Source organism: Candidatus Bipolaricaulota bacterium, from assembly GCA_035528115.1.
In the GTDB taxonomy this organism is placed as follows: Bacteria; Patescibacteriota; Patescibacteriia; order UBA11705; family DATKZF01; genus DATKZF01.
The window spans coordinates 403,352-429,582 of record DATKZF010000003.1 but is presented as its reverse complement, the minus strand read 5'-3'; the positions used below and the strand labels follow the sequence as shown (position 1 = coordinate 429,582).

Sequence of the window (26,231 nt, the reverse complement as noted above, 5' to 3'; positions counted from 1 at the left end):
GCCTCGGCAAGTTCAAATTCAAACTCCGACAAAAGCTGTCGGCATATTCTTCACTTATGACGCCTTTAGCGCGTCCTTCAAAGCTTTGCCCGCCTTGAATTTTGCCACCTTGGTAGGAGGAATATTAATCTTTTCCGAGGTATTCTGAGGATTGACGCCCACTCGACCCTTTCTGGTGCGAGACGAGAAGGTGCCAAAGCCGGTCAAAACCACTTCACCGTCTTGCTTTAACATGGCGACCGTCGTGGAGACAAAGCATTCCAGCATGTCCTCGGCCTGTTTTTTTGTCACGCCGCATTTCTCGGCGATTTTGGTTGCTAATTCCGCTTTGTTCATATTTTTTTAAGTTACAAGATTACGAGATTTACATACAAGATCATACAGATTGGAAATTATCTCGTATAATCTGTACACAAATCTGTAATCTTGTATATTCATTTAATTTCAATTTCTTCGTATAATTTTTTAATTTTCCTGGCAACGCCATCCTCTTTTATTTCCAGATAAATCGCGTTAACCTCGACAATGCCTTTTTCCGGCAATTCGTGAGCTGCGGGTAATTGTGTGATCATCTTCTTTATAAGCGGTTCGAATTTCAAACCCAAGCTCGAATCCTTGGCTCCGACCATGCCGACTTGAGTGACATAAGCCATGCCCTTGTCCGAAAGCTGATAATCACAAGTCCCGACATGGGTATGCGTGCCGAGCAGCGCGCTTACCTGCCCGTCCAAATAATGGCCCATGCATTTGATTTCCGCTGTGGCCTCTACATGGAAATCGACAATTATAATCTTAACATCAGCCGGCTTTTCTTTCAAAATTTCATCGAAAGTCAAAAACGGCGAATCAAAATATTCCTTAAAAAAAACTTGGCCGATAATATTGACGATCATAATTTTTTTCTTGCCGATCGTCAAAACGCGATAGCCATCGCCGGGCACCATGTCCGGATAATTGGCCGGCCGGATAATCGGCGCGGCCGGGTCCGCGAAAATATCATAGACTTCTTTTTTATCCCAGACATGGTTGCCTGAGGTGAAAAAATCAATGCCTCCTCGTTGCATTTCATTCAAAATAGAAACCGTAACGCCTTTGCCATGAGCCAAATTCTCGGCATTGGCCACGATCAAGTCGGGCTTATATTGTTTTTTCCATTTGGCAATGGCTTTCAAGGCCGCTTGCCGGCCGATTTTCCCCACGATATCTCCGATAAAAATCACTTTTAGCATATTTAAAGATAAAAATTAAGAGGTTAGGTTAATATATCGCCACCTAATAAACTACAAGCTATATTCAACTATATCTTATTTTAGCAGAAAAAAACAGTGGCGACAACAGATCGTGTTGTTAATTCACCTGACTCTCCCGGCGACCGGATTTTTTATGTTATAATCAAATAAGGGGCTCTATTCCCGTATCATGAATCCCCTGGTTAGGTGGCTACCTAAAAAGCTACCAGCTACCACCTTTTAAACTTTTTATTAGTTACCAATTATGGCATTAACCTACATCTTCTTTATCGCCGGATTCTTATTCCTGATCAAAGGAGCGGATTTTCTGGTGGATGGCGCGGCTTCAATCGCCAAAAAATTTAAAATCTCCACGCTGGTCATCGGTCTGACAGTGGTTTCTTTCGGCACTTCAGCTCCTGAGTTGGTGGTCAATATCATTTCCAGCATTCGAGGCAGCGGCGATCTGGCCGTGGGAAACATCATTGGCAGCAATATTGCCAATATTTTGTTAATTTTGGGAGTATCAGCGCTTATTTGCGCGCTCAGCGTAAAACGTGGCACGATTTGGAAAGAAATTCCTTTCAGTTTGATGGCCATATTGGTGGTATTTGTTTTGGTAAATGATTCCTTTTTCGATAAAACGTCCGTCTCCATGCTTTCCAGAATCGATGGGATTATCTTATTGGCGTTTTTCGCTTTGTTTTTATATTACACTTTCAGCATCGCCAAAGTTCATGATGGAGAAAAAGATTCAGACATTAAAACTCATGGCATGCTGCTGTCCGCCATCATGATCGCTTTGGGCTTGGCCGGACTGACATTCGGCGGCAAATGGATAGTGGATGGCGCGATTATGATCGCCAATCAACTGGGCATCGGCGAAGCTGTCATCGGCCTGACCGTCGTGGCCATCGGCACTTCCTTGCCGGAGCTGGCCACGTCCGCGATCGCCGCCTATAAAAAACAATCCGATATCGCCATCGGCAATGTGGTCGGCTCCAATATTTTCAATCTTTTTTGGATTTTGGGACTGAGCGCAGTTATCAGACCGCTTTCTTTCACTACCGCTCTAAACCGAGATATCATCGTCTGTATTTTCGCCACCTTTCTTCTTTTTATTTTCATGTTCGTGGGCAAAAAGCATAAATTGGAAAAATGGCAGGGCGCCGTATTCGTGGGCTTATACATCGCTTATCTGGTCGTGTTAGTATTTTCTACCGTCTGAACGGCCAAGACTTGATGAACATTCATTTATATGATAATCTGAATAAACGATTATTTTTTATTGATTACAAATTTACAAATCCGTACACCTGCCTGCCGGTCTTCGACTCCCGTTCGGCCACGAGCTCACGGCCGAGTGGCGAGGTCGCTCCCTTCGAGGGCCTGAGCGGCCCCTCAGGGCCGTCGAAGGCAGACTCGAGGAGCAGGCAGGAATGCTACAAATAAGTTACGAATAAAAGATATTTTGATATTTGTAATAATTTGCAACCATTTGTAATATTTGTATTTATTCATAATTTGTAACCCTATGAATATCACAAAAAAAGAACTACCGAAAAAAGTCATTGAATTAACCATTGAATTGTCCGTTGAAGAAATAAAGCCGTACTTGGAAAAAGCGGCCGAACGGCTGTCAGCGGAAAAACCGATCAAAGGCTTTCGGCCGGGCAAAGCTCCGTTTGAAACTTGCGTTCGCCAATTCGGCGAAATGGCGCTTTTGCAAAACGCTTCGACCGACATGATTTCCGACACTTATTATCAAACATTGGAAAAAGAAAAACTGGAGACGATCGATCAACCGAAATTGGACATTGTAAAAATGGCTCCGGGAAATTCTTTTATTTACAAAGCGACCGCGTCTTTATTGCCCAAAATTGAAATTTGCGAGTACATCAAAATCAAGGTAAAAAAACTTCCTGAAATTACAATCGAAGACGCTAAAATAGAACAGGTCATCAATGATTTGCGAAAAATGCGAGCCAAGGAAATGTTGGTTGACCGAGCCGCTCAACAAAAGGACAGGGTCGAAATAAATTTCGACACTTTTGTCGACAAAGTGCCGATCGACGGCGGACAAGCGAAAAAATATCCAATAGTTATCGGCGACAACAAAATGATTCCGGGCTTTGAAGAGCAAGTGGTCGGTCTGAAAAAAGATGACACCAAGGAATTCGAACTTTCATTTCCCAAAGATTATCATCAAAAATCAATCGCGGGCAAAAAAGCGAAGTTCAAAGTGAAAGTACTCGCCGTGTATCAAATAGATCTGCCCGAATTAAATGATGATTTCTCGAAAGCGCTGGGGTTAAAAGACGTTGAAGGCTTGAAAAATCAAATACGGATCAATTTAACCGAGGAACAAAAGCAAAAAAACGTACAAAAGCAAGAACTTGAGATCATCGAGCAATTAATCGAAAAATCAACGTTCGAAGAAATACCGGACGCGCTGGTCAATGATGAAACTCATAAAATGGTTCATGAACTCGAGGATAATATCGGGCGGCAAGGTTTGAATTTTGAGGATTATTTGAAGCATCTTAATAAAACCGAAGGCGATCTGATGCTCGATTTCACCGCTGACGCTCTAAAAAGAGTGAAAACGGCCCTGGCCATCAGGGAAATATCCCGTAAAGAAAAAATCGAAGCGACGGACCAAGAAATTGAAGACGAGCAAGACAAAACTTTGGCTTCATATAAATTGCGACCCGAATATCAAGGACAGCTCGCGCAATTGGAAAAAAGCGTCAAATCGGAAAACGCCAAAAGATATTTCGGCAATTTGATCGCCAATAGAAAAGTAATCCAATTTTTAAAAGATAATATTACTGTTTCTTAATCAAATAAGCTCATCTCCCCTCCCCCCTTGTCCCCCCTCCCTCGGGGCGGGGGGCAGGTGGTGCGGCTGCGCGCGGCTTGGGCTCGTCGTCATCCCGATTCGTCGGGACTCTTCCTCGCCCGCTTCGCTCTCACAGAAAAGTGGCTCTCTTGAGCCGCTTTTGTTATAATGTTCATGAAGCATGTATCATGAAACACGCAACAAAAGAACATGAGACAGAAAACAGAGAAACAAGGCCGACGCTGTTGTCATCTCGACCCCTCGACCTTGCTCGGGGCAGGCCGAAGCGGAGAGATTTTTTCCTAATTAACCATCGTTGTCATCTCGACCGAAGCGGAGAGATCTTTTCCTAATTAACCATCGTTGTCATCTCGACCGAAGCGGAGAGATCTTTTCCTAATTCTTCCGAATAGATTTCTCCATCCCCAATTTCTCCGCCAAAGGCGGATCCGCCTCGGGCGGATAATTTCCGGTTTCAAATTTCCATTCCCCAATTTCAAGTTTCTAGTTTCTAATCTCTATGCTTATCGGTTCCCATGTATCCATTGCCGGCGGCATTCAAAACGCCCCGATAAACGCGGCCAAAATAGGTTGCGAATGTTTTCAGTTTTTTTCGCGATCGCCGCGTGGCGGAGGGAAAAAAGATTTGGCCGAAATGGAAATCGAGGAATTCAAAAAAAATTGCGAGCAAAACAAATTGTCGGATTATTACATTCACGCGCCGTATTATATCAACCTGGCGTCATTGAATAATAAAATAAAACACGGCTCCATCAATGCCTGCCGGGAAGAATTGGAACGGGGCTCGCTTTTGGGAGCCAAATATATGATGACGCATCTTGGCAGCGCGGGCGAGCGCGAAGAAACTGATGCGCTAAACGAGACGGTCAAAAGCATTGATAGAATTCTGGACGGCTATGGCGGCAAAACGGAATTTTTAATGGAAATCGCAGCCGGCTCCGGCAAAATTCTCGGCGATGATTTCAAAGAAATAGCCTATATTTTACAAAATATAAAATCAAAAAACGTCGGCGTCTGCTTTGATACGGCTCATGCTTTCGCTTCCGGGTATGATTTAAGGATAAAGGAAGCGGTCAATGAAACCTTAAAAAAATTCGATGAGCAAATCGGCCTCGATAAACTGAAACTCATTCACGCCAATGACAGTTTGGCCGAATTCAACTCGCACAAAGATCGCCATCAGCACATCGGCCAAGGCGAAATCGGACCGGAAGGATTTTCCGCGCTGATAAACCACCCCAAACTGCAAAACGTGAATTTCATCATTGAAACTCCCAAGGAGGACGACAGATCCGACTTACACAACATTGAAATGCTGAAAAAAATGAGAAGCAATCATAAATGAAATATGCCAAAGATTGAACAACCAAACAGATTGGGAGAAGAAGAAGTCAGTCGAATTTTAGAAGCCGGCGCGCCGGAAGAAGTCGAACGACTGAGGCAACGATTCAACATTGCTCGGGAGAAAATGGAGCTTTTCCAAAAATTTGCCCAACTAAGAAAACAAATTATTGACCAATCGGAAAAAGCCGTTGGGGGAAGGAAAAAAACAAATTCTGAAATGACCGCTGAGGAAAAAGAATTGGGAATTTATATCGAATTCATCGAACCTCAAATTTTGGATGCAATCAGGACTCTGCGCGCCAAAGGCTACAGGACTTGGGAATCCGGATTTAAAAATGAAGATTCTCAGAACATCTCCTTCGATAAAGCGCCGATTGAAAATTATATTCCTTCGCAGGAACTGCTTGATTGGCTACATTCGAAAAACGTGGAAATTAAAATTTCGCCCGAAGAAATATCTCTCCGCTTTGAAAAATATTACAACACAGCTGAATTACGCGAAATCTGGAATCGAGTCGCTCAAGATCTTCCTGCTTTGGCGGATAAACCGATCGAATAAATTCCAAATAGCGAATCACAAATATAAATCAATAGCCAAATTTCAATGATTATGTCGAAAATCGCCATCATCTCAGACTCGCATGATAATCTGCCCAATATTAAAAAGTTTCTTGATTATTGCAAAGGGGAAAAAATTAAATTTATAATGCACTGCGGCGACATCGCTTCGTTGGAAACTTGGAATTATTTTCAAGATAATTTCAAGGGAGAAATTCACGCGGTCAAAGGCAACGCGGACCAAATCAAACTTGATAGAAAAAAAACTTTTGAAATCGATAAAATAAAAATAGGCATGGCTCATCGAATCGACACGGCCCAGCGATTGGTTTTGAAAGATCTCGACATGCACTATGCCTTTTACGGCCATTCGCACAAGCCGTGGATCGAAAAGATGTATTACACCTTTATCGTTAATCCCGGTAACCTGTCCGGCATGTTCTACAAGGCGACTTTCGCGGTGCTGGACACTGAAACAAACAACTTGGAATTAAAAATTTTGGAAAACGTATGAATCACAAATCAATGGCCCTTCAAACGATAAAAACGGCGGGAAATGAATTATTAAAACTTTACAATTCCCACAAATTTACGGCCAAATACAAATCAAAACATCAATTGGTCACCTCCGCCGACTTGGTCGCCAACAAAATCATCGCGCAAGCCATCAAAAAACATTTTCCCAATCATGCTATCTTGTCCGAAGAAACCGGCAGATCGAAAAATAAATCCGATTACCTTTGGATAATTGACCCGCTCGACGGCACCACCAACTTTTTCATGCACAATCCCCTATTCGCGGTTTCAATCGCTTTGGCGCATCAGGGGAAAATTATTTTGGGCGTTGTCTACGCGCCGGCGGTCAACGAACTTTATGTCGCCGAACCGGGCAAAGGAGCATTTTTGAACAATAAAAAATTAAAAGTTTCCAATAGAAATAAAATTTCCAACGCGCTGTTAACTTATTGCCATGGCACGGGCGTCAATTCATGGAAAAAAGCCATTAAAATTTACAGCTATTATAAACTGCGAGCTTCCTTCATCAGACAGCTCGGCTCCGCCTCCCTTGAGCTTTGCTATGTCGCTTCTGGCAGAACTGATTCAATCTTGATTCCGGGCGCGCATCCATGGGATGTGGCCGCCGGAGTATTAATCTTGCGCGAAGCCGGAGGAAAAGTTACGGATTTTGCGGGCAAAGAATGGAATGTAAAAAGCAAAGACATGGTCGCGTCAAATAAAAGAATCCATCAAGCGATTTTGAAGGATTTGAAGAAAATAAAATAAGTTTGACAATAAAAAGCCATCGTTCTAAAATACTACTATAAAAAACAAACAATATGACGTTAACCAATGAAGACCTACAAAAAATAGCCGTGGAAATGGGCAAAGTAATAGAAGATAATGTCAATCCGCAATTTGAAGAAATACGATCCGAAATCGGCAGTATGAAATCCGAGATCGGCAGCATGAAATCAGAGATCGGCGGCATTAGATCGCAAATGGTCACGAAAGACTACCTCGACGATAAACTTGCTGATTTGCGTGGCGATCTTACAATACTGATGAGAAAAGAAGACACGAAATTGATAGAACTGATTAAGGTCTTGAAAAATAAAAATGTGCTTGAAGAAACTGAGGCAAAAAAAATTCTTGAAATGGAGCCTTTTCCAAAATCAAGTCTGTAATTTAAAAAATTTATAATAAAAAAACTGCTCGTCTGAGTCAGTTTTTTTGATTAAAGTGTTGAAAGTACCGCTTCTGACGTTATCTTTTTAATTTCAGCCTGGTAATCCTCCCGCAATTTATCTAATGCCCTATAATATTCGTCCCAAGTCGCATCCTCTTCTCCCGCGTTTAATTCGGCGTTTGACAATCTCACTTCCAAATCTTTTGATAACTGTTCTTTCTTTGCATTAGTCTCCTGGTCCAAAGTCGCAGCCTTCGAGTCGAATCCTTTTATGATTTCCATATACCTATTTTTTATTTTTTCTGTTTCCTCAACCAAATATTGATCAAATAATTTAAAAAATTCCTCGGTTGCTCCTTGGGTATTTAAATAATCGAACAACGTTTGCTTTTTATCATTGGCAATAAACGAGGATTGAATCAGTTGTTGCAAATTCTCATTGTCATTCATAATTTTGCCGTTAATTTTCTGACGCCGGCAACTCCAGTTTTTATTCCCTTAAAAATAAATTTAGCGCCTGACCAAACGGATTTCCCCATGAACTCAGCTGAGTCACTGCATAACTTAAAAAAATTTTTAAAACTCGGATTAAGACCCGCATGCAAGACAGATTTTGCCCACTTTACCGGATTTTTCCACAGCAAATCGGTAAGCTCTTTTTTTGCCGTCTCCTTAAAGCCTTTCATTTCATTTTCAAACGCAATGTCTCGGCCAAATTTTTTTTCGTGCTTATTTAATCTTTCTTTATTTTTAATAATTTTACCCAGATACGCACCCAGCTCCGGATTATCTTCAACTAATTTTTGGAGCGACTCAGGGCCACCGGTCCCTGCAACAAATGCGTCTATGGCCGCGTTAATCTCCATATTTTTCGCCGCGACATCACGCAATACGTTGCTATCCGGCACCTCGCCCTTAAATCGTCGGCTATATCCAGATCTCGCGCCATTTAAATCCTTCCCCGATGGACTTTTGGGAAAATCATTAAAATTCTCAGGATTATTAGCTTCCATCTCAAACTGATTCATCATTTCGGGCCCGAAAATTTCACCTGCCGATTCTACAAATTTACGAAAAACAGCAGAGTTTCTGTCTATTGTCCCAGTCAACATCATCTCCTGCTTAAGCTGCTCCAGCGTTTCATGAAAAATCTCTTTTTGTGCCTCTTCCTCTGTTACTCCTTTTTCGTTCTTCAACCTCTCCGTTTCCTTATTGAATTTTGATCCCTCGTCCAACCCAACCACTCGGGCACCCATGTTTTTGAGTCTTTCTAAAATTGCCATATCTTGTTTTTAGTAATTTCACTTTTTTATTATAACATGACGGGGGCTCATAATCAAACAAGATTATCAATCAATTTCCCCAAACAAAGCCTCTTACCAAAGCGCCTGTTTTATTTGAATGTCGCGACTTGATGCAAATCAATTCCTTTTTCAACCGCCGCACCGCCGTTTATTTCCAAAATATATTTAGCTTTTTTCAAGGGTTTTATCGATTCGCATGTTGGTGTTTGACATGGCTGGGCGTTGGAGAAAATGGAAACGATTTTCAAATTCTCATCGAGCCAAATCATATCAAGCGGAATTAAGGTGTTTTTCATCCAAAGCGAATATATATCTTCTTCATCGAAAACAAAAAACATGCCTTGATTCGATTCCAGCTTTTCACGAAACATCAGTCCCCTCTCTTGCGCTTCCCCGCTGTCAGCCACTTCGACATTAAAACAAGTTTGGTCAAAACAAACATTTGAGACCTGGGCATTTTTAGAACATCCCGCCAGAGTCAAAATCAAAAAAAAGATTGAACAAAATTTTTTCATAAAGCCATATCGGCTTATTTAAATTTCCAGCTTCCAAGCCTATACCTATCCTCTATCGCGCGTATGTTATGTGTTATGTGTTATGTGTTCTATGTTCCATGATCCATGACAATCCCTATTGCCCGCTTCTTATTACCATTATAAGATACATATGGGGAATTAACAAAAAAAATATGCTAATGGAAATCAACAAAGAAGCTCCGGAATATCGAAAAATAAAACACGCCGCGGAAACTTTAAAAAAAGGCGGGGTAATCGTCTATCCGACCGACACCATTTACGGCCTTGGCGCTGACGCTTTTAACAAAGAAGCCATTAAAAAAATATATAAAATCAAACAAAAAGATCCGAATACCGGACTTAGTTTTATTGTTTCCGATCTAAAGGACATTTCAAAATACGCCATTTTAAGCGACGCGGCATTCAAAATAATAAAAATGCTGACTCCCGGACCCTATACTTTTATTTTGAAAGCGACAAAATTGGTGCCGGCTCGCATAATGCCCAAGAGAAAAACCATTGGCATTAGAATACCAAACAGTGAAATTTCGCTAAATATCGCAAAAATGCTGGGCAATCCATTGATTTCAACCAGTATCAATATTTCAGGTGAGCCATATTTCACCAATCCCGTTGAGATTGAAAAAAAATTCGGCGATGAAATAGATCTGATTTTGGACGCCGGCATTATAGCCGATGAACCATCAACGGTTATTGATTTGACCGAAGAAGTTCCTCAAATAATAAGGCAAGGCAAAGGCGATACCTCCAAAATATTATGATCATAAAAGTAAAAGTGATAACCAGAGCAAAAGAAGAAGAGCTTATTCCCCTATCTGACACTGAATTCAAGGCTAAATTAACGATAATCCCTGAAAAGGGTAAGGCAAACGAAAGGCTTGTCGCGCTTTTGGCAAAACATTTTGACGTATCAAAAAATCAAATCTTCATAAAATCAGGCAAAACCACTTCAAATAAGCTAATTTCAATAAATATTTAGCATCAAGTTTTGTTTAATTTTAGATAAAAACAACTCGCAAGCGTCGCAAAAGATAAGACAATGTTTCACGTGAAACATTTTTCGAAGTGAAACAATAAATAAAACGAATTTAAAAAAATAGCAGTTCAAGATTAAAAAGAATTTGGAAACAAACATTCCCATCCATCAAAAAAAATGTTTCACCTGAAACATTTTTTAAATTCTCGATTTGTAATTACATACTCACAACCAAGACAGGGGATTCTGCATTGCTCAAATTCAATCATTTTTACGACAAAAGTTCACACCATTGTAGACAATAAGGACTCTTGTTGCGAATTATTCCCAAATGAACACGCTGACCACATTTATTTAATAACAATCTTCTTCGGCATAGCCTCAAAGGACATCCTCTACTATCGCGAATATGGCGGTGCCATCCCTGCCTGCTCCTCGAGTCTGCCTTCGACGGCCCTGAGGGGCCACTCAGGCCCTCGAACGAAGGGAGTGACCTCGCCACTTGGCCGTGAGCTCATGGCCGAACGGGAGTCGAAGACGGCAGGCGAAGCGCGTGCGTAAATATAGCGACTAACTTTTTGAATTTAAGCCCTTCTTCGCTAAAGCTTCAAAGGGCATCCTTCGATAGCGCGAAGGATGGCCTGCCAGCCGAAGCCTTGGCGAAGGATGGTGCACCCGGCAGGGATTGAACCTGCGACCTAGACGTTAGGAGTGTCTCGCTCTATCCAACTGAGCTACGGGTGCGTTTTCATGAATCATGGAACACGGAACATGAATCACGTATCAAATTCGAAAATGTTTCACGTGAAACATTTTATACCATTTTTTAACAAAAACACCAAGTTATGCTCGCGCTTATTTCAATTTTTTGCTAAAAATAAATAAATACGTGGGTCGCAAAAGATATAACAACAAAAACTATCTCTTTATTCATTATATCAATAATCGAAAAATTTTTCAAATACTTGCAAAATACAACTGAACACATATTATATAAAGTAAAACAAAGGAGGCGCGCTTCATGAAACTCTCCGACGTGATCGAGAGCCTACAAAAGATGTACGGAGGAAACGGCAACGGGGATGTGGACATTACCCGACTGCAATCCCACATCAAAAGATATCTCAAAGACCCAGAATCATTGGATTGGTCAATATCATCAAGTGATGAGAATTTCTTTGTTCTTACCGCCAAGAAACTGCGCCATAGCAGAGCTATTTGCAAGCTATTAGTCAATGTTTCCAGAGCGAAACGACTCGACGACAGAACAACTAATTCCATGAAGCCCTTTATCGGCGTTTCCGTGTACAGTTTGCCGACCATGGACAAGGAAAACAAGACAAGAAAAGGACAATATCATCGTAAAAGTGGATTTTAACAAAATCCGCTTTTTAAATATTGACCCCCGGGCGTGAATTTGCTATAATAGCGACAGATTTATGTCCGCGTAGCTCAATGGATAGAGCAACAGCCTTCTAAGCTGTAGGTTGCTGGTTCGAGCCCAGCCGCGGACGCCATGGTGGCTATAGTTTAACGGTAGAACAGCGGGTTGTGGTCCCGCTAGCCTGGGTTCAACTCCCAGTAGCCACCCCAGAGAAATCACAAAAACAGCCAAAAAGCACCATTAATATGGCGTTTTTTGTTTTAAATGATCAAGCTATTGCTTTTTTTTTGATTATGTGATATCATGTAAGAGCAAAAAGTTTCCCCTTACCAAGTAGAAACCCGTCGAATTTCTGCGAAAGGCGGCTTTTGCAGATTTATTCACTTTTAAATTTACTATGACAGGAACAATCAAAAGATTGACTGACAAAGGATTCGGTTTCATCGCTTCCGATGAAAGTCCCGACAAGGACGTTTTCTTTCATTCATCCGCTCTCGTTGGAGTCGGATTCAATGATCTTCGAGAAGGCGACGCCGTGACCTTTGAAGTAGAGGATTCAGAAAAAGGTCCTCGAGCGGTCAACGTTTCAAAAGCTTAATAAAAGTTTTTACAATAAGTTCCGGCCGATTCGGCCGGACTTTTGTTTTTGCTTGTCAAATCAAAAAAATAAGGGTATGATATACAAATCAAGAAATAACAATCAAATATGGGACAAAACAGTGCGGCCAAGGCCAGAACAACTCATGCCAAAAAGAAAACCAAGCTCGGCAAGCATCTGGCCAAGCACACCAGAAGGCTTAGAAAATAACGCATTCAACGCGTTATTTTCAGTTTAAACGACTTGAAATAATTGAAATTATCCGCTATTCTGTTATACTTTAAGCATAATTTATGAAAACGCTGCTTAAATCAAAAATCTTTCTAATTGGCGGAGATATCGCCCTGTTTTTTATTGCCTTTTTGATCAGCATTTGGGTGCGCCAAGGCGTTGTTTTCGAATATGAATATTTCATGGAAAATCTGATCAAATTCGGATTTTTGTTAATCATCTGGCTGGCCGTATTTTACACCTTTGATTTATATCATTTGAATAAATTCCAGGGCCGTCTTGATTATTTCAAAAAACAAGTGGCGGCCATAGTTGTTCTGACCGTTTTCAGCACTTTATTCTTTTATTGGGTTCCGATAAAAGCGCAAGTAACTCCGAAAACCATCTTATTGATATTCGCCGTCTCATTCTTAATTTTATGGTTGCTTTTCCGCTGGGTAATTTTTCATTTGCTTTCCAAAACAGGGGAGACTTATCTGATTATCGGCGGCAGTTCACGAGCTCGCCAATTATTCAAGGATCTTTGCGCGCCGAGCGCGCAGAAAAAAAAGATTTTCATTTATTCCGACACATTTTTAATGGATCAAGACTGCGATTTCGCCAAAGTCATTGAACCGCCCGTTGAAAATCTGATCGAAGCGATAAACACCCATCACATCGACAAAATAATCATTGACGCGGAATTCCCGCAAACGCACGATATTATCAATCAACTGTTTTCCCATATATCCAAAATAAACAGTGAGTTTTATGAACTGAACGACTTTGTCGAAAAATTTCATCGGACCATTTCATTGGAGACATTGGATAAAAAATGGTTCATTTATAATCTCAAACCCAGTCAAAAAATATATTTGGCCGGCAAAAGAGCGATTGATCTTTCCGTGGGCATTGTCGGCGCGGCTATTTTGACTCCTCTTTATTTAATCATCGGCGCGTCGATCAAGCTGGATTCAAAAGGTCCTGTCATTTACAAACAACAACGAATGGGGCAAAATAATAAAGTGTTTTACATTTACAAATTTCGCACAATGGAACACACAAACGAACAAACTCAGCTTTTGGCCAGCGCGAACGACAAACGAATAACTTCGATCGGAAAAATTTTGAGAAAGACTCATTTGGACGAATTCCCCCAATTCATCAATATTTTGAAAGGAGATATCAGCATCGTGGGCCCGAGACCGGAGCAACCTCAAATAGTCGAGGAACTCTCATTGCAAATCCCGTTTTACAATCAACGACATTTGATAAAACCGGGCGTGACCGGCTGGGCTCAAATAAATTACCCTTATTGCGCCACTCTCGAAGAACACCAGTATAAACTGCGCTACGATTTGTATTACCTAAAACACAAATCTTTCATTTTCGACATAAAAATTATAATCAAAACCTTAAATGACGTTTTGTTTTCAAAAGGAAGGTAATCGGAGCCTATGAAAACCGAAAATAAAATAGTTCTTTGCGATTGGGCGATAAATATTGTCTTCGCCCTGACCGTTTTTATCGTGCCGCTGTTTTTTTCCACCAAATTATACAACAGTTTTCGATTGCCAAAAAACACGCTGTTCATGGTTTTGGCGGTCGCCGCGATATTTTTTTCGCTGATGCGCGTTTTGGAAAAAAAATCATTTGATTGGCGCCGACACAAACTCATTTTGATTTTAACCGGCGTTTTTTTTATTCTCAATCTTCTGTCATGGCTTTTCAGCGCTCAGCCCTTTGTCAGTTTTTGGGGAGAATATTTCAGAGCGGAAGGCTTTCTGTTATGGATACTCATTATCGGATTTTTTTTGGCGGCTCTGTTCAATGATTGGACCAAAGGCAAAAGGAAGACCCTGGCGCTGATCATCGTTTTTTCCGCCATTTGCCTGTCCGGCTACGGGATTATGCAAAGATACGGCTTGATCGCCAATCACTGGACCGCTGACGTGGAAGCCAGAATAATCTCCTCCATGGGCAACCCGCTCAATTTCAGCGCGTACATAATTTTGCTCTTCCCTTTTTTCTATTATTGCTTCGTGAATTTTAAAAACACCTTTTTAAGAATTCTCATTATCTGCGGGCTGGTTCTTTCCGCCGTTTCCTTATATCTTTCCGGATCGAGAAGTTCATGGATCGCCTTTTTGTTCGCCAACTTCGCCATTTTCACTTTTTATTTTTACAAACGACATAAAAAAATATTCGCGGCGCTGCTGCTCACCGGCATAGCGGCCATCTCGATATTCACTTTCATGGGGATCAAATATTTCGACAGATTCGAACAACCCGGCCTAAAAAGGATTTTCAGCGTTTTTGACCCGGCGGATGAATCAAACCAGCAAAGACTCTTGTTTTGGCGCGGCTCCTTTGACGCTTTCTTGGAACGCCCGATTTTCGGCTGGGGTCAAGACTCCTTGGGCTACGCTTTTGACAAAAATTACCCGCCGGCCCTGTCCGATTTATCGGAAACACACATTGATCGGGCGCACAACTGGCATTTGGATGTTTTGGTCATGAATGGCGCGCCTACCTGGCTGCTTTTAATGTTCGTTTTGATTTTCGCTTTTGCAAAGTCAATCAAATTGTCGAAAAATGAGCAAACCGAAAAATCTTGGCTGGGTTTGACGTTCATTTATTTGATGGCCGCCTGCCTGCTCCAATTCTTTTTCATGTTTGCCTTGATTTCTCCGGTAATTTTGATTTGCTTGAGTCTGGCCATGGTTTTTAACGCCTCATTTTCTCCGAGCGCCCAAGGCGCTCCAATAACCTCGAGTCTTTTGGAAAAACTTAAAAAAAACTCCAATCTGTATTTTGTTTTGGGTCTGGGCTCTGTCGCCTTAGTGTTCTTTGTGATCTTAAAACCTATCCTGGCCAACAAAGAACTCAGCGCCGGTTTGTTTTCCCAAAAAGACATGTCCAGGCATTTTCAATTGGCGACTGAAATTTTTCCTCACCCGTTTTACAGACAGCAATACGGCGCGCTGTATGTCAACGCCATTGAAAGCGCCCAAAAAAGAGGCGACCTTGAATCCATGAATAAATACGCCGGGCCAGCCAAAATTATTTTTCCTGCCTTAATCGATGAATATCCGTATTATTATCAAAACTATCTTTTACTGGCCAAAACCCTCTCGCTGACCAAAGACCAAGACGCCGCGAGGGTCGAGTATGAACTGGCCATTGAAAACTTTCCGGCCAGGCAAGATATTTATTGGCAATACGCGGAATATCTTTTCAAACAAAACGAAAATGACGCCGCGATTTCAGTCTTGGAACAAGCAATCGCGATTGACGAAGAAGTCGGCATGCCTTACCTGAAGCTGTCGCTGGCTTATTTGGCTCTCGGCGAAAAGGAAAAAGCCGCCGCGTATGAAGCAACCGCCCGGTCAAAAGGACTGCGAGAAAAATTTTTCAAAAAAGAAGAAAATAAAATAAATAATTCAACGAGCTCGAGCGAGAGTGCGAGCCCTGACATGCAATATGAGCAAAATTAAAAGCCCCAATCCTTGGCAAATCATTTTGGACAGTTTACTAATCGGCATTTTAATAATCGTGCCGCTGATTTACAGCTCGAAACTCTATAACAGCTTCAGATTGCTGAAAACCACGACTTTCATCGCCTTGGTTTGTTTGGTGCTGATTGCCGCGGCGATTGTTTTCGCGGAAAAGAAATATCTCCTTTGGAAAAATTACAAATGGCCGCTTATTTTGCTCGGCGGATTTTTGTTGGTCAAAATAATCGCTTGTATTTTCAGCGCCAACCCCTTTACCAGCTTCTGGGGCAACTATTCCAAATTGGAAGGCGTTTTCACTTGGCTTTTCTATATTTTGTATTTTTTTATACTATGTTTCAACGCCATTAAAAGCAATAAACGCAACATCTATTTATTCACGATAATTGCCGCAACTTTTATTCAATGCGTCGTCGGACTGTTGCAATATGCCGGCAAAATCGGCTCGAGCTGGAGCGCCTCGGTCAATTTGCGGCCCATCGGCACCTTGGGCAACACCATTCACCTCAGCGCCTTAATGATGTTTACCATTCCGCTGAGTCTGTGGGGCGTTTTCAAATTCAAAAACATCTTGCTTAAAATGTTTTCACTGGCCACCTTGGTTTTGCAACTGTTCACTTTGCTTTTCACCAATTCGCGAAGCTCCTGGGCGGCCATGTTCATTTCTTGTCTGGCAATCGGTTTGCTTTATTTTATAAAAATCAGCCGCAATAAAAAAAAGCTGACGATTTTTTTGCTGTCAGCCATTGTGCTTGTCGGATCATTCGTATATTTGGCGATTTATCATCCGGACGCGACAGGCAACCCTTATGTCAAAAGAGCCTTAAGCGTTTTCAATACCGAGGATTTGTCCAACAAACAACGGCTGTACTTTTGGCAAGGCTCCTGGGACGCGTTTTTGGCCCGACCGCTGACAGGCTGGGGAGACGATAACTTGTCACTGGCTTTTGATCGGAATTATCCTCCGAAACTGACGGATTTGCCTGAAACGAAGATAGATCGAGCTCACAATGTGTTTTTGGATATTTTGGTCGCGAACGGCATTTTCGCCCTGCTTTTCTTGGTCGCGTTTTTGTCTTATATTTTCTATTTATCGTGTAAACTGTTTTCAAGCGAAAGCAAAGAAAAAGCATGGCTGGGCGCCATCGGCATGTATACGGTCATCGGTTTTATCGCTCAATATTTTTTCATGTACCCGGTTATTTCGACTTATATCCTTATTTTCTTCATCTTCAGCCAAGTGGTGTCCGCGGCTCTCGTCAAAAATTCCTTGAGCGAGGTGGAAGAAAAAAAATTGTCGACTTCAAAAAAATTGCTTTTGGCCGGCGCGCCGCTGATTATTTTTCTTTTGGTTTTGATACTGGTTCTCATTCCGAGAATCAGAGCGAATATGGCCTTTACTCGGGCGCAAAAAACGGAAAACGGTCTTTTTTACAGAGAGGAGGCGCATCGACTCTGGCCGTCAGCGCAATTCACCTCCAGTTTGGTGGCCGCGGATATTAGAAATACCATTCGTTTCGCGAAAGAAAATCTGGAAGTGGCTCAAAATTCGTTGAATTCGGCTTACACTTTGTTGCATGATGACTTGAAAAAACATCCCGACAATTATCTCAGTTACATCAGTTTGGGCAGTATTCATAATCTCTTCGGAGAATTCGGCAAAGCGGATTTTTATTTCGGCAAGGCGATAGAACTCGCGCCGACGCGCCATGAACTGTACTGGGCATGGGCGGAAAACGTTCTCGGCAGATTAAAATCCGGACAAGATGAAACCTACAAGGATCAAATAATTAAAATAATGAAAAAAGCGACGGAAATAGATCCCAATGTCGCTTTGCCATATTATAAATTGTCTTTGGTCTATGATCGTCTGGGCATGCCACAAGAAGCTGATGAATATTATCGATTGGCCATGGAAAAGGGCTTATTGCCCCGATATATCGTTAAGCCCGTCGGAGACGCGACAAGCGAGGCGAACGACTACTTCTCCTCATCGGACGCCGCTAACAATGAAGACAGATAAATCTTTTTCGTTTGATCCAAAAAGCCAGTGAGGTTAAATGATTCTTTGACCTTCTTAATGCCATTTCCCACCAACTGCGCGACAAAAACTTCGTCTTTCAATAATATTAGCATCTTTTCCGCCAACTGCCGCGAGTCGGCGCTGTCAAAAAGCAGGCCGGTGCTTTCGTCGCCGATGATTTCAGGGATTCCTCCGACCCTGCTGGCCACCACCGGCACCTTTGCCAACAAGGCTTCCAAAATCGTGTATGGGAAGCCTTCTTTTTTTGACGGCAAGACAAACAAATCAAAAGCCTTTAAATACAGCCAAGCGTTTTTTATAAATCCGGGTAAAATTACTTTTTCAGATAAATCATTCTCGCGAACGTATTTTTTTATTTCCCGACGAAGCGGACCGTCGCCTATTAAAATCAACCGACATTTCGAAACCTCTTTTGAAACCTCCTTGAAAACCGATAAAAACGAGAGCAGGTTTTTTTCAGCATAAAAATTGGCAATGCAACCTATAATTTTAAGATTAATCTCCTTTTCAGCCGGCAACAGCGCGGCCAGCGCCCGCTCTTTGGGCAAAAATAATTCTTCAAGCGCGACGTCAATGCCATTATGTATCACAAATAATTTTTCGGATTCGCAAATTTTGTTTTCGAGCCACAGCGAACGGTCATGGTTGGAGACCAAAATAATGGAATCCTTGTGTTTTGAAGTCGTTTTCTCGATTATTTTAAATAACCAACGATAAAAAATATTGAATGCCGCGGTAAAAACCGAGCCGTGCACAGTGTAAACCACTTTTGTTTTGGGGAAAGATCGAGCGGCCAAACCTCCCAAAAACCCGGCCTTGCTGCTGTTGACGTGCAAAATATCCGGCCGTTCCTCTTTAATCAATTTTTTTATTTCAAAATAGGATCTGATGTCTGACAAAAATAAAATATCTCTTTTCAGATATTTCAACGGAATCACTTTTATTTTTTTTCTTGCCAGTTCTTTGATCAGCCCGCCATCACCGCCGCAGGCGACAGCCACCTCAAATTCTTTATTCATACCGACAGCCAAATCATAAACATAACGTTGCGCGCCGCCCCAAGTTGATTGAGTTATTAAGTATAGTATTTTCATATTTGGAATAATAAGTGATCAGTAACTAGAAAAAAGTAATGGGTAAATTGAAACTGGGATTGGAGAAGAAAATTGCCTCATTGTTACACTGTTACGAATTACAAGATTTTATGAAGCTTTCAGGTTATTTGTTACGCCTGCCTGCCGGTCTTCGACTCGGAGCATGCTATCTCGTCGCTAAGACTCGAGGAGCAGGCATGCTTCATGATACGTGATATGTGATACGTGCTCCATGATTCATGTTTCATGTTATGTGTTGTGTGTTACATGATACGTGATTCATGACTTCTTCCGACGACTCCTGCCATGAAACGCCTTATGCACGTCATGCAACTGCTGATTGGTAATGTGCGTGTAAATCTGCGTAGTGGTGATGGAAGAATGCCCCAGCATGGATTGAACGCTTCTAATATCGGCCCCATTCATCAATAAATCCGTGGCATAGCTGTGCCGCATGGTATGCGGAGTGACTTTTTTGGTCAACCCCGCGGCTTTCGAATAACGCTCCACCAATCGCTGGATGCTTCTCGGCGTCAAACCGGCGTCGTTCACGGTTTTTCGTCCCTTGGCCGCTCGATCATGTGAAATAAAAAGAAAAGGATTGGAATCCTTTCTCATTTTCAAATATTCCGACAGCCAGTGGCGAGATTGATTCGATAAAAAAACTATGCGCGGCTTGTCGCCTTTGCCGCGAACCGTGAATTCGTCTTTTTTCAAATTAATGGAATCTATTTTCAAATTGGCCAATTCGGACACGCGCAAGCCCGTGCTGAAAAATGTTTCCAAAATGGCTTTGTCGCGTTTTTTAATAATCCCCGGGTTTTTGGAAGTCAAAGGTGCTTCCAGCAATCTTTCCAAATCCGAGCCGTCCAGGAATTCCACGGAACGCTCCGGCACTCTGGCCAAATCTATTTTTTCAGCGGCCAAGGCCTTGATGTCTCTTTTTGCCAAATACTTCAACCAGGCGCGCACCGCGATCAAATGATAATTTTGCGTATTCGATTTCAAAAACTCTTTTTTGTTGCTTTGAAGACGATTAAGCCACAGTCGATATTGCCTGACATCATCCAGGGTAATGCCGCCGGGAACTTTTATGTTTTTTCCGGACAAATACCCCGCAAAGCGAGATAAATAAAAATGATAATTATTCACGGTTCTAAGCGAACGATTATAAGTGACTTCGAGATCTTCCAAAAACTCTTGGATAAGTTTTTCTATTTCCGTTTTATTTGACATATGAATATACGAGATTACCGATAAACATACAAGATTATACAGATTAACTCTCTCACTCCTATCTCGTATCATCTGTATTCAAATCTGTAATCTCGTAATAGTATTTTACGACACCAAATCAATTTATGCAATGAGATTTCGCTCCCTTTCCCCTTCTTGCGCGGTTTGCCGATATGTGTTAGAGTTATTTAAAGAAGTTTTTATTATTATTAACGCGGTACGGGGGATGAGGGCAGTCAACCAAGGTAGCGTCCCGTCTCCGGTATTGGCAAAAGTATGTTAACTGCGCAAAAAAAACAACGAATCATCAACAAGTACAAAACCCATGAGAAAGACACCGGCTCGTCCGAGGTGCAAATAGCCATTTTAACGGAGGAAATCGTGGAATTGACCAAACATCTTCGAGCGCATAAACACGATCATTCATCCAGACGCGGTTTATTGAAAAAACTGGGAGAAAGAAGACGGTTGCTGAGATATTTGGAAAGCGACAATCCGACCAGTTTCAATAAATTGACCAGGGAATTAAACATCAAAATATCAAAACGAATCACTCAATCGGATGAGGATATTGAAGCCGAGGCTGCGGCCATGAAGGCTGAAGAAAAATAAAATAATCCAAGCAACCTTTGGTTGCTTTTCTTTTGTATGATCAAACACAAAGATCAAAGAATCGGCGTTTTCGTCGATGTTCAAAACATGTATTATTCGGCGAAAAATTTATACGGCAAAAAAGTGAATTTCGAGGAAATTCTAAGATCCGCGATCGCGGGCAGAAAATTAATCCGCTCTCTCGCTTATGTCATCAAAGCTCAAACCAAAGAAGAACAAGCTTTTTTCGATGCCTTGTCAAAACAAGGGTTTGAAGTAACCATGAAAGATCTGCAGGTCTTCCCGGGCGGAATGAAAAAAGGGGATTGGGACGTGGGCATTGCCGTGGATACCATTAAACTGGCTGATAAACTGGATGTGGTAGTGCTGGTGACAGGTGACGGGGATTTCCGGCCGCTGGTGACTTATTTACAGGAAAACAAAGGCTGTCTGGTGGAAATAATCGCTTTCGGAGAAACAACCTCCAACAAACTGGTGGAGGTCTCCGATGATTTCACGGATTTGAGCAAGAACAAACCCAGATATTTATTAAGAAAATAAGAATTAATCGTTTCTGGTCGCAAGACAAGTAGATTTTCACAAGGGTCGATGATCAAAAATCATTGATTCTTGAAATCTAAAGTCTGGCGACCAGAACTCATTATTATGTTGTTTTTCAACAAGAAAAATGAAGACGGCAAGGACGATGGCGTCCACCGCTTTGAAACCGAATTCGGCGGCAAACAATTGATTGTCGAAGTCGGCAAACTGGCGCTTCAAGCGAATGCCAGCTGCACCGTTCAGTACGGAGATACCGTGGTCTTGGCCACGGCCACCATGGGCAAGGAACCCAGAGATGGCATTGATTATTTCCCGCTGATGGTCGATTACGAAGAAAAATTTTACGCGGCCGGAAAAATCAAAGGATCAAGATATATCAAACGAGAAGGACGTCCGTCGGACGAAGCGGTTTTAAATGGCCGCATGATTGATCGCGCGCTCAGACCGCTTTTCGACAAAACGATTAAAAACGACGTGCAAATAATCATCACCGTGCTGTCCACGGACGGAGAAAACGACCCGGATGTCGTTTCACTGATCGCCGCGTCGATCGCCGTTCATATCTCGGACATTCCTTGGGCGGGCCCCGTGGCCGGCATTCGCATCGGCCAAATTGATGGCGAATGGCTGATCAACGGCTCTCATGAAGCGCGAGGAAAATCGATTCTCGACTTGGTCGTGGGCACCACCATGGATAAAGTCATCATGGTCGACGCCGAATCAAGGGAAGCCGGTGAGGACATGGTTTATCAAGCTTTTGAATTCGCGGTTAAGCATACCAAAAAATTAATTTCTTTTATCGATGAAATCAGAGATGCTGTGGGCAAAGAAAAACAATCATTGACTATCATGAGCGAAGAGGATGAACTGACCGAAGACGAAAAACTTTCTGAAGAAAGTTTTCAACAATTGGTCGAAGAGTCGAAAGAATTCTTGCGCTCTCAGCTCGATTCCTATGTTTTCAATATCCCCAAAGGCAGTAAACGCGAAAGAAAAGAAATGATGGGCAAACTTCAAGACGTCTTGGAGGCTCATTTGATCGAAAAACAAGTTGGCAAGGAAAAAAGAAATAAACTCATTAAAAATACGTTCTTTTCTTTTATCGAAGAAGAAATCTCAAGAGCCATTCTGGAAAAAAACATCAGGGTGGACGGTCGCGGCGCTGACGACATCAGACATCTCGACGGCGAGGTAGGTCTCTTGAAAAGAACTCACGGCAGCGGCCTTTTTACTCGCGGCGAAACGCAAGTGCTGTCCATCGTGACTCTGGGCGCTCCCGGAGATGAACAAACGTTCGAGGGCATGGAGGAAAGCGGCAAGAAAAATTTCATGCATCATTATAACTTCCCTCCATTTTCCGTGGGAGAAGCCGGGCCGATGAGAGGACCGGGACGAAGAGACATCGGACACGGATCAATCGCCGAGCGGGCCATAAAAAATTTATTGCCGGAAAAAGAAAAATTCCCTTATACGATTCGCGTGGTCTCGGAAGTGCTCAGTTCCAACGGCTCAAGCTCCATGGCCGCTACCTGCGGTTCAACATTAGCACTGATGGACGCGGGAGTTCCTCTTGAAAAACCGGTTGCCGGTATTGCCATGGGGCTGGCTTCCGACGATCAAGGCCGCTTCAAGGTAATAACCGATTTGCAAGACCTCGAAGACGGCGATGGCGGCATGGATTTCAAGATCGCCGGCACGAGAGACGGCATTACCTGCATTCAAATGGACACGAAAACACACGGACTAACGCTCGATATAGTCAAAGAAACTTTATCGAAGTCAAAGGATGCCCGTCATAAAATTTTGGATGTAATCGAGGAAACGATCAAGGAACCACGACAAGAACTCTCCTCTTACGCGCCCAGAATATTGACCATGCAAATCAATCCGGATAAAATCAGGGATGTCATCGGACCCGGCGGCAAAATCATCAATGAAATCATTGACGCGACGGGCGTTAGCATCGATATCGAACAGGACGGTATGGTCTTTATCACTTCGGAATCGGCGGAAGGAATGGATCGCGCCCAAAAATGGATTGAAGATTTGACCAAAGAAGCCAAAATCGGAGATATTTACGAAGGTAAAGTCTCAAGATTATTTGAATTTGGAGCTATGGTGGAAATTTTCGCCAACCAAGAAGGGCTGGTTCATATCTCGGAAATAGCGCCTTACCGAGTTAATAAGGTGACTGACAAACTGAAAGTCGGCCAAGTCGTCAAAGTTAAAGTGGTCAGCATTGACGAACAAGGCCGAGTTAATTTATCAATAAAAGCATTACTTCCAAAAGAAGACAACCAAGAGCATGCCCAGCCTAGATCTCATAAATAAAAAATCAAATAAACCCGGAAAAATTCCTCCGGCAGCGGTTTTAATCGCCCTGCTCGGAGGAATTTTTCTTTTTCTGGGGTCCTTTTTTCATTATTATCATCGAGATCAAATCGACAATGTGATTTCCGAACAAATTTCCTTTTATTCTCATTGGCGCTCGCAAAAACTGGATATGGACAATGATGTTATAAAAAAAGGCCTCGCGCTGGTCTCCGGCTTGGGCTTTGATGATGTAACCGAAAAAATAACCAATTCAAAGGAATTTGCCATTTTTAATCTCGATGGGCAATGGATATTCGCCTTTGTTCCAAAAAAACAAAGCGCCGATGTTTTTAACGCGCAATACGTTTATAAGAATATTGTTTTTGAAAGTCTCCAAAATCAGGCCGGTATAAGTGAATTGATTGATGAAGAAGAATCCTTGGCCGCTTCCGACTTTTATAGACACGCAAAATATACGGACACATCCTTAATTAACGTTTTTATTCCATCTTTTAAGAATCTGGACTTCTTACCCGCCGAACTGACCGAAGAAAACCTACCCGTTAATTTTTTCGGGAAAGCTCAACCGGAAGCTGATGAGCTTAAAATGACCGCAAAAGATTCAGAGTCTTTGGAAAATTGCGACAATAATCTAGTTTTAAGCGATTCAAAGGAGATGAAATATTATATTAACAATTTATCCACGCAAAACTTTGCCTTAAAAAACCTCATATTTTTAAATAATCTCAACAATTGTATTGATTTAGCCGTGGACAAAAACGATAATTGGCTAATTATAGCAAAAAATGACGTACAAAAGCTATTACAAGACAATATTTCTTCTTATTTATCTGAAAAATACCCAAAAATCGTTGAGAGAATTCTGCCTGACAATACCATTGCCAAGCATATGCTGGCGTCAAACGACGATCTCTGGCAAAGAAGCGATGAGATGGGGATGCTCAATGCGGGCAATGATTTTGAAAGATTCTATATACGGGAAGTAAATACCGGATTTCTACTGTCAAACAATAGGGAGCTCATTGCCGAGCATTCCTCGGACTTGTCTTTCGCCGACACCTCAAAAAACCCAGAAAGCCAGATTGTAATTAATAATCCGGACATATTCCTATTTTCAAGCATATCAATCACCGAGTCGAACCAAAAAATAGACATAAGTATACACTAGTGTGAACTTTCGTGTGGATAACATGGGCTTTAGACACCACTTATCCACAGATGAAGCATTGTCGCAAATAAGAATCAATCGCGATAAACACACGTATTGGGGCTAATTTTAGCCTTTTTATAATAATTCAACGGATTAGACATTGACTCAAGAAAATGTTCTTGATATAATATATGCAGAGACAACGGATCACATTCCAAGCTCTCTACCAACACGTGAACACCTCCAGTGTTCACACCAGTTCTTTGCAAAATCGCACTCATTCTCTTACTCTACAGGAAAACTCCGAAACCTGCTTTGATTCCGAGCCCTTCTCGACCGGACTCGGCCATACGTCACAAAATAAAAACAAAAACGAAATTACCAAGGCGCGGCCTCAATAGGCAAGCGCCGCGAAGCGGGAACCGGACAGCGCGTCGAGCGCTAAATTGGCAAAACACGCCTTGTCTTCCGAATTGACTTCGGTCGAAACGGGAGTGGCGTAAATCTCCTTTGCCTCTGGGCGCATACAAGCCTTATATTTACCCAATTGGGCTGATCGCATGCGCCCTTTTAAATTTTAAAAAAATGTGTTATATTGCCAATACCTTATTTTTTAGGTAAACTAAACTCATAAATGAAACGTAATATGGATAACAAGGTTATTGAACAAATCAAACAAAATCTGGTGGAACAAAAAGCCAATCTGGAAAACGAATTGGCCAAATTCGCTCATCCGAGCAAAAACGACCCGACGGATTATCAGGCGGATTTTCCGGATTATGGCAATGACGAAACGGAAAACACCAATGAGGTCGCTACCTATGACGTAAATTTGTCACTCGAAGCGACTCTTGAAAAAGAATTGAGAGACGTCAATAAAGCTTTGGACCGAATCGAAAAAGGAACATACGGCACCTGCAAATATTGCAAACAAGAAATAGACGACAAAAGGCTTTTGGCCAGACCGACGTCGAGCGCCTGCATATCGTGTAAAACAAAACTCAAATCGTTATAGCT

Annotated in this window: 26 protein-coding genes, 3 tRNA genes and 1 pseudogene; 21 read left to right on the top strand and 9 right to left on the bottom strand. The window is 42.1% G+C overall.

The genetic code is table 11. The annotated features are described in order from the left end of the window. Positions 1-54 precede the first annotated feature (54 nt). A complete protein-coding gene (locus VMX18_04115; protein ID HUT22545.1) occupies positions 55-336 on the bottom strand; it encodes an HU family DNA-binding protein in 282 nt (93 codons plus the stop codon). Between the two features lie 98 nt (positions 337-434). After that, positions 435-1,229 (bottom strand): TIGR00282 family metallophosphoesterase, encoded by a 795-nt coding sequence (locus tag VMX18_04110; GenBank protein HUT22544.1) that lies wholly within the window; start codon positions 1,227-1,229, stop codon positions 435-437. A gap of 265 nt (positions 1,230-1,494) precedes the next feature. On the opposite strand from VMX18_04110, the gene VMX18_04105 reads away from it, so the two are divergent. From VMX18_04105 to VMX18_04075, 7 genes are all read left to right on the top strand, one after another. Next, on the top strand, positions 1,495-2,457 hold the full coding sequence (locus VMX18_04105) for a calcium/sodium antiporter (protein ID HUT22543.1): 963 nt from the start codon (positions 1,495-1,497) through the stop codon (positions 2,455-2,457). A 306-nt stretch (positions 2,458-2,763) separates the two neighbouring features. Further along, positions 2,764-4,071, top strand: coding sequence for a trigger factor (gene tig, locus VMX18_04100; protein ID HUT22542.1), 1,308 nt, complete (start codon positions 2,764-2,766; stop codon positions 4,069-4,071). Positions 4,072-4,591: 520 nt separating this feature from the next. Beyond that, entirely contained in the window at positions 4,592-5,437 is an 846-nt protein-coding gene (locus VMX18_04095; protein ID HUT22541.1) for a deoxyribonuclease IV, read from the top strand. Between the two features lie 3 nt (positions 5,438-5,440). Next, the gene (locus tag VMX18_04090) at positions 5,441-5,995 is read left to right on the top strand and encodes a hypothetical protein (protein HUT22540.1); all 555 of its coding nucleotides are present in this window, start codon (positions 5,441-5,443) and stop codon (positions 5,993-5,995) included. 51 nt (positions 5,996-6,046) lie between these two features. Next, the gene (locus VMX18_04085; protein HUT22539.1) at positions 6,047-6,508 is read left to right on the top strand and encodes a metallophosphoesterase; all 462 of its coding nucleotides are present in this window, start codon (positions 6,047-6,049) and stop codon (positions 6,506-6,508) included. Then, positions 6,505-7,278 (top strand): inositol monophosphatase family protein, encoded by a 774-nt coding sequence (locus VMX18_04080; protein HUT22538.1) that lies wholly within the window; start codon positions 6,505-6,507, stop codon positions 7,276-7,278. The genes VMX18_04085 and VMX18_04080 overlap by 4 nt, the downstream gene beginning before the upstream one ends. Before the next feature lie 53 nt (positions 7,279-7,331). Beyond that, on the top strand, positions 7,332-7,679 hold the full coding sequence (locus VMX18_04075) for a hypothetical protein (GenBank protein ID HUT22537.1): 348 nt from the start codon (positions 7,332-7,334) through the stop codon (positions 7,677-7,679). A gap of 50 nt (positions 7,680-7,729) precedes the next feature. Here VMX18_04075 and VMX18_04070 read toward each other — a convergent pair whose 3' ends face one another. From VMX18_04070 to VMX18_04060, 3 genes are all read right to left on the bottom strand, one after another. Then, positions 7,730-8,131 (bottom strand): hypothetical protein, encoded by a 402-nt coding sequence (locus tag VMX18_04070; GenBank protein HUT22536.1) that lies wholly within the window; start codon positions 8,129-8,131, stop codon positions 7,730-7,732. After that, the gene (locus VMX18_04065; protein ID HUT22535.1) at positions 8,128-8,964 is read right to left on the bottom strand and encodes a hypothetical protein; all 837 of its coding nucleotides are present in this window, start codon (positions 8,962-8,964) and stop codon (positions 8,128-8,130) included. Before VMX18_04065 ends, VMX18_04070 begins: the two co-directional genes overlap by 4 nt. 110 nt (positions 8,965-9,074) lie before the next feature. Beyond that, positions 9,075-9,500: a DUF192 domain-containing protein gene (locus VMX18_04060; protein ID HUT22534.1), complete on the bottom strand. Its 426-nt coding sequence runs from the start codon at positions 9,498-9,500 to the stop codon at positions 9,075-9,077. 173 nt (positions 9,501-9,673) lie between these two features. Here VMX18_04060 and VMX18_04055 point away from each other — a divergent pair, with 173 nt between their 5' ends. Together VMX18_04055 and VMX18_04050 are read left to right on the top strand one after the other, a co-directional pair. After that, the gene (locus VMX18_04055) at positions 9,674-10,282 is read left to right on the top strand and encodes an L-threonylcarbamoyladenylate synthase (protein HUT22533.1); all 609 of its coding nucleotides are present in this window, start codon (positions 9,674-9,676) and stop codon (positions 10,280-10,282) included. After that, entirely contained in the window at positions 10,279-10,500 is a 222-nt protein-coding gene (locus VMX18_04050; protein ID HUT22532.1) for a DUF167 domain-containing protein, read from the top strand. Before VMX18_04055 ends, VMX18_04050 begins: the two co-directional genes overlap by 4 nt. Before the next feature lie 664 nt (positions 10,501-11,164). Here the strand turns inward: VMX18_04050 and VMX18_04045 are convergent. Then, a tRNA-Arg gene (locus VMX18_04045) sits at positions 11,165-11,241 on the bottom strand. A gap of 277 nt (positions 11,242-11,518) precedes the next feature. Between VMX18_04045 and VMX18_04040 the strand changes: the two genes are divergently transcribed. The 7 genes from VMX18_04040 (at position 11,519) to VMX18_04010 (ending at position 18,227) form a co-directional block, all read left to right on the top strand. Further along, positions 11,519-11,875: a hypothetical protein gene (locus VMX18_04040; GenBank protein ID HUT22531.1), complete on the top strand. Its 357-nt coding sequence runs from the start codon at positions 11,519-11,521 to the stop codon at positions 11,873-11,875. A gap of 63 nt (positions 11,876-11,938) precedes the next feature. Further along, a tRNA-Arg gene (locus tag VMX18_04035) sits at positions 11,939-12,014 on the top strand. Between the two features lie 2 nt (positions 12,015-12,016). After that, positions 12,017-12,090, top strand: a tRNA-His gene (locus VMX18_04030). A gap of 188 nt (positions 12,091-12,278) precedes the next feature. Then, positions 12,279-12,479 carry a cold shock domain-containing protein gene (locus tag VMX18_04025; GenBank protein HUT22530.1) on the top strand — a complete coding sequence of 67 codons (201 nt, stop codon included), beginning with the start codon at positions 12,279-12,281 and terminating at the stop codon, positions 12,477-12,479. A gap of 293 nt (positions 12,480-12,772) precedes the next feature. Beyond that, positions 12,773-14,137 carry an exopolysaccharide biosynthesis polyprenyl glycosylphosphotransferase gene (locus tag VMX18_04020; GenBank protein HUT22529.1) on the top strand — a complete coding sequence of 455 codons (1,365 nt, stop codon included), beginning with the start codon at positions 12,773-12,775 and terminating at the stop codon, positions 14,135-14,137. 9 nt (positions 14,138-14,146) lie between these two features. After that, positions 14,147-16,186 (top strand): O-antigen ligase family protein, encoded by a 2,040-nt coding sequence (locus VMX18_04015; protein HUT22528.1) that lies wholly within the window; start codon positions 14,147-14,149, stop codon positions 16,184-16,186. Beyond that, entirely contained in the window at positions 16,173-18,227 is a 2,055-nt protein-coding gene (locus VMX18_04010; GenBank protein ID HUT22527.1) for an O-antigen ligase family protein, read from the top strand. The genes VMX18_04015 and VMX18_04010 overlap by 14 nt, the downstream gene beginning before the upstream one ends. Here VMX18_04010 and VMX18_04005 read toward each other — a convergent pair. Then, entirely contained in the window at positions 18,185-19,342 is a 1,158-nt protein-coding gene (locus VMX18_04005) for a glycosyltransferase family 4 protein (GenBank protein HUT22526.1), read from the bottom strand. The two genes, VMX18_04010 and VMX18_04005, sit on opposite strands and share 43 nt — an antisense overlap. Before the next feature lie 279 nt (positions 19,343-19,621). Then, positions 19,622-20,578: a site-specific tyrosine recombinase/integron integrase gene (gene xerA / locus VMX18_04000; GenBank protein HUT22525.1), complete on the bottom strand. Its 957-nt coding sequence runs from the start codon at positions 20,576-20,578 to the stop codon at positions 19,622-19,624. Positions 20,579-20,854: 276 nt separating this feature from the next. On the opposite strand from xerA, the pseudogene rpsO reads away from it, so the two are divergent. The 4 genes and pseudogenes from rpsO to VMX18_03980 all read left to right on the top strand — a co-directional run bounded on the left by rpsO (position 20,855) and on the right by VMX18_03980 (position 25,232). After that, positions 20,855-21,115 (top strand): annotated as a pseudogene (rpsO, locus tag VMX18_03995) (30S ribosomal protein S15). A 111-nt stretch (positions 21,116-21,226) separates the two neighbouring features. After that, the gene (locus VMX18_03990; GenBank protein HUT22524.1) at positions 21,227-21,730 is read left to right on the top strand and encodes an NYN domain-containing protein; all 504 of its coding nucleotides are present in this window, start codon (positions 21,227-21,229) and stop codon (positions 21,728-21,730) included. 105 nt (positions 21,731-21,835) lie between these two features. After that, positions 21,836-24,061 carry a polyribonucleotide nucleotidyltransferase gene (gene pnp, locus VMX18_03985; GenBank protein HUT22523.1) on the top strand — a complete coding sequence of 742 codons (2,226 nt, stop codon included), beginning with the start codon at positions 21,836-21,838 and terminating at the stop codon, positions 24,059-24,061. After that, positions 24,036-25,232, top strand: coding sequence for a hypothetical protein (locus tag VMX18_03980; GenBank protein ID HUT22522.1), 1,197 nt, complete (start codon positions 24,036-24,038; stop codon positions 25,230-25,232). The genes pnp and VMX18_03980 overlap by 26 nt, the downstream gene beginning before the upstream one ends. A 376-nt stretch (positions 25,233-25,608) precedes the next feature. Here VMX18_03980 and VMX18_03975 read toward each other — a convergent pair whose 3' ends face one another. Next, positions 25,609-25,740: a hypothetical protein gene (locus VMX18_03975; protein HUT22521.1), complete on the bottom strand. Its 132-nt coding sequence runs from the start codon at positions 25,738-25,740 to the stop codon at positions 25,609-25,611. A 120-nt stretch (positions 25,741-25,860) separates the two neighbouring features. Here VMX18_03975 and VMX18_03970 point away from each other — a divergent pair, with 120 nt between their 5' ends. Next, positions 25,861-26,229 (top strand): TraR/DksA family transcriptional regulator, encoded by a 369-nt coding sequence (locus VMX18_03970; GenBank protein HUT22520.1) that lies wholly within the window; start codon positions 25,861-25,863, stop codon positions 26,227-26,229. The last annotated feature ends 2 nt before the right edge of the window (positions 26,230-26,231 follow it).

Bases quoted from the DNA above. Each gene is read 5' to 3' on its own strand.
- VMX18_04115 (HUT22545.1), bottom strand. From the start codon at position 336: ATGAACAAAGCGGAATTAGCAACCAAAATCGCCGAGAAATGCGGCGTG.
- VMX18_04110 (HUT22544.1), bottom strand. From the start codon at position 1,229: ATGCTAAAAGTGATTTTTATCGGAGATATCGTGGGGAAAATCGGCCGG.
- VMX18_04105 (HUT22543.1), top strand. From the start codon at position 1,495: ATGGCATTAACCTACATCTTCTTTATCGCCGGATTCTTATTCCTGATC.
- tig (HUT22542.1), top strand. From the start codon at position 2,764: ATGAATATCACAAAAAAAGAACTACCGAAAAAAGTCATTGAATTAACC.
- VMX18_04095 (HUT22541.1), top strand. From the start codon at position 4,592: ATGCTTATCGGTTCCCATGTATCCATTGCCGGCGGCATTCAAAACGCC.
- VMX18_04090 (HUT22540.1), top strand. From the start codon at position 5,441: ATGCCAAAGATTGAACAACCAAACAGATTGGGAGAAGAAGAAGTCAGT.
- VMX18_04085 (HUT22539.1), top strand. From the start codon at position 6,047: ATGTCGAAAATCGCCATCATCTCAGACTCGCATGATAATCTGCCCAAT.
- VMX18_04080 (HUT22538.1), top strand. From the start codon at position 6,505: ATGAATCACAAATCAATGGCCCTTCAAACGATAAAAACGGCGGGAAAT.
- VMX18_04075 (HUT22537.1), top strand. From the start codon at position 7,332: ATGACGTTAACCAATGAAGACCTACAAAAAATAGCCGTGGAAATGGGC.
- VMX18_04070 (HUT22536.1), bottom strand. From the start codon at position 8,131: ATGAATGACAATGAGAATTTGCAACAACTGATTCAATCCTCGTTTATT.
- VMX18_04065 (HUT22535.1), bottom strand. From the start codon at position 8,964: ATGGCAATTTTAGAAAGACTCAAAAACATGGGTGCCCGAGTGGTTGGG.
- VMX18_04060 (HUT22534.1), bottom strand. From the start codon at position 9,500: ATGAAAAAATTTTGTTCAATCTTTTTTTTGATTTTGACTCTGGCGGGA.
- VMX18_04055 (HUT22533.1), top strand. From the start codon at position 9,674: ATGCTAATGGAAATCAACAAAGAAGCTCCGGAATATCGAAAAATAAAA.
- VMX18_04050 (HUT22532.1), top strand. From the start codon at position 10,279: ATGATCATAAAAGTAAAAGTGATAACCAGAGCAAAAGAAGAAGAGCTT.
- VMX18_04040 (HUT22531.1), top strand. From the start codon at position 11,519: ATGAAACTCTCCGACGTGATCGAGAGCCTACAAAAGATGTACGGAGGA.
- VMX18_04025 (HUT22530.1), top strand. From the start codon at position 12,279: ATGACAGGAACAATCAAAAGATTGACTGACAAAGGATTCGGTTTCATC.
- VMX18_04020 (HUT22529.1), top strand. From the start codon at position 12,773: ATGAAAACGCTGCTTAAATCAAAAATCTTTCTAATTGGCGGAGATATC.
- VMX18_04015 (HUT22528.1), top strand. From the start codon at position 14,147: ATGAAAACCGAAAATAAAATAGTTCTTTGCGATTGGGCGATAAATATT.
- VMX18_04010 (HUT22527.1), top strand. From the start codon at position 16,173: ATGAGCAAAATTAAAAGCCCCAATCCTTGGCAAATCATTTTGGACAGT.
- VMX18_04005 (HUT22526.1), bottom strand. From the start codon at position 19,342: ATGAAAATACTATACTTAATAACTCAATCAACTTGGGGCGGCGCGCAA.
- xerA (HUT22525.1), bottom strand. From the start codon at position 20,578: ATGTCAAATAAAACGGAAATAGAAAAACTTATCCAAGAGTTTTTGGAA.
- VMX18_03990 (HUT22524.1), top strand. From the start codon at position 21,227: ATGATCAAACACAAAGATCAAAGAATCGGCGTTTTCGTCGATGTTCAA.
- pnp (HUT22523.1), top strand. From the start codon at position 21,836: ATGTTGTTTTTCAACAAGAAAAATGAAGACGGCAAGGACGATGGCGTC.
- VMX18_03980 (HUT22522.1), top strand. From the start codon at position 24,036: ATGCCCAGCCTAGATCTCATAAATAAAAAATCAAATAAACCCGGAAAA.
- VMX18_03975 (HUT22521.1), bottom strand. From the start codon at position 25,740: ATGCGCCCAGAGGCAAAGGAGATTTACGCCACTCCCGTTTCGACCGAA.
- VMX18_03970 (HUT22520.1), top strand. From the start codon at position 25,861: ATGGATAACAAGGTTATTGAACAAATCAAACAAAATCTGGTGGAACAA.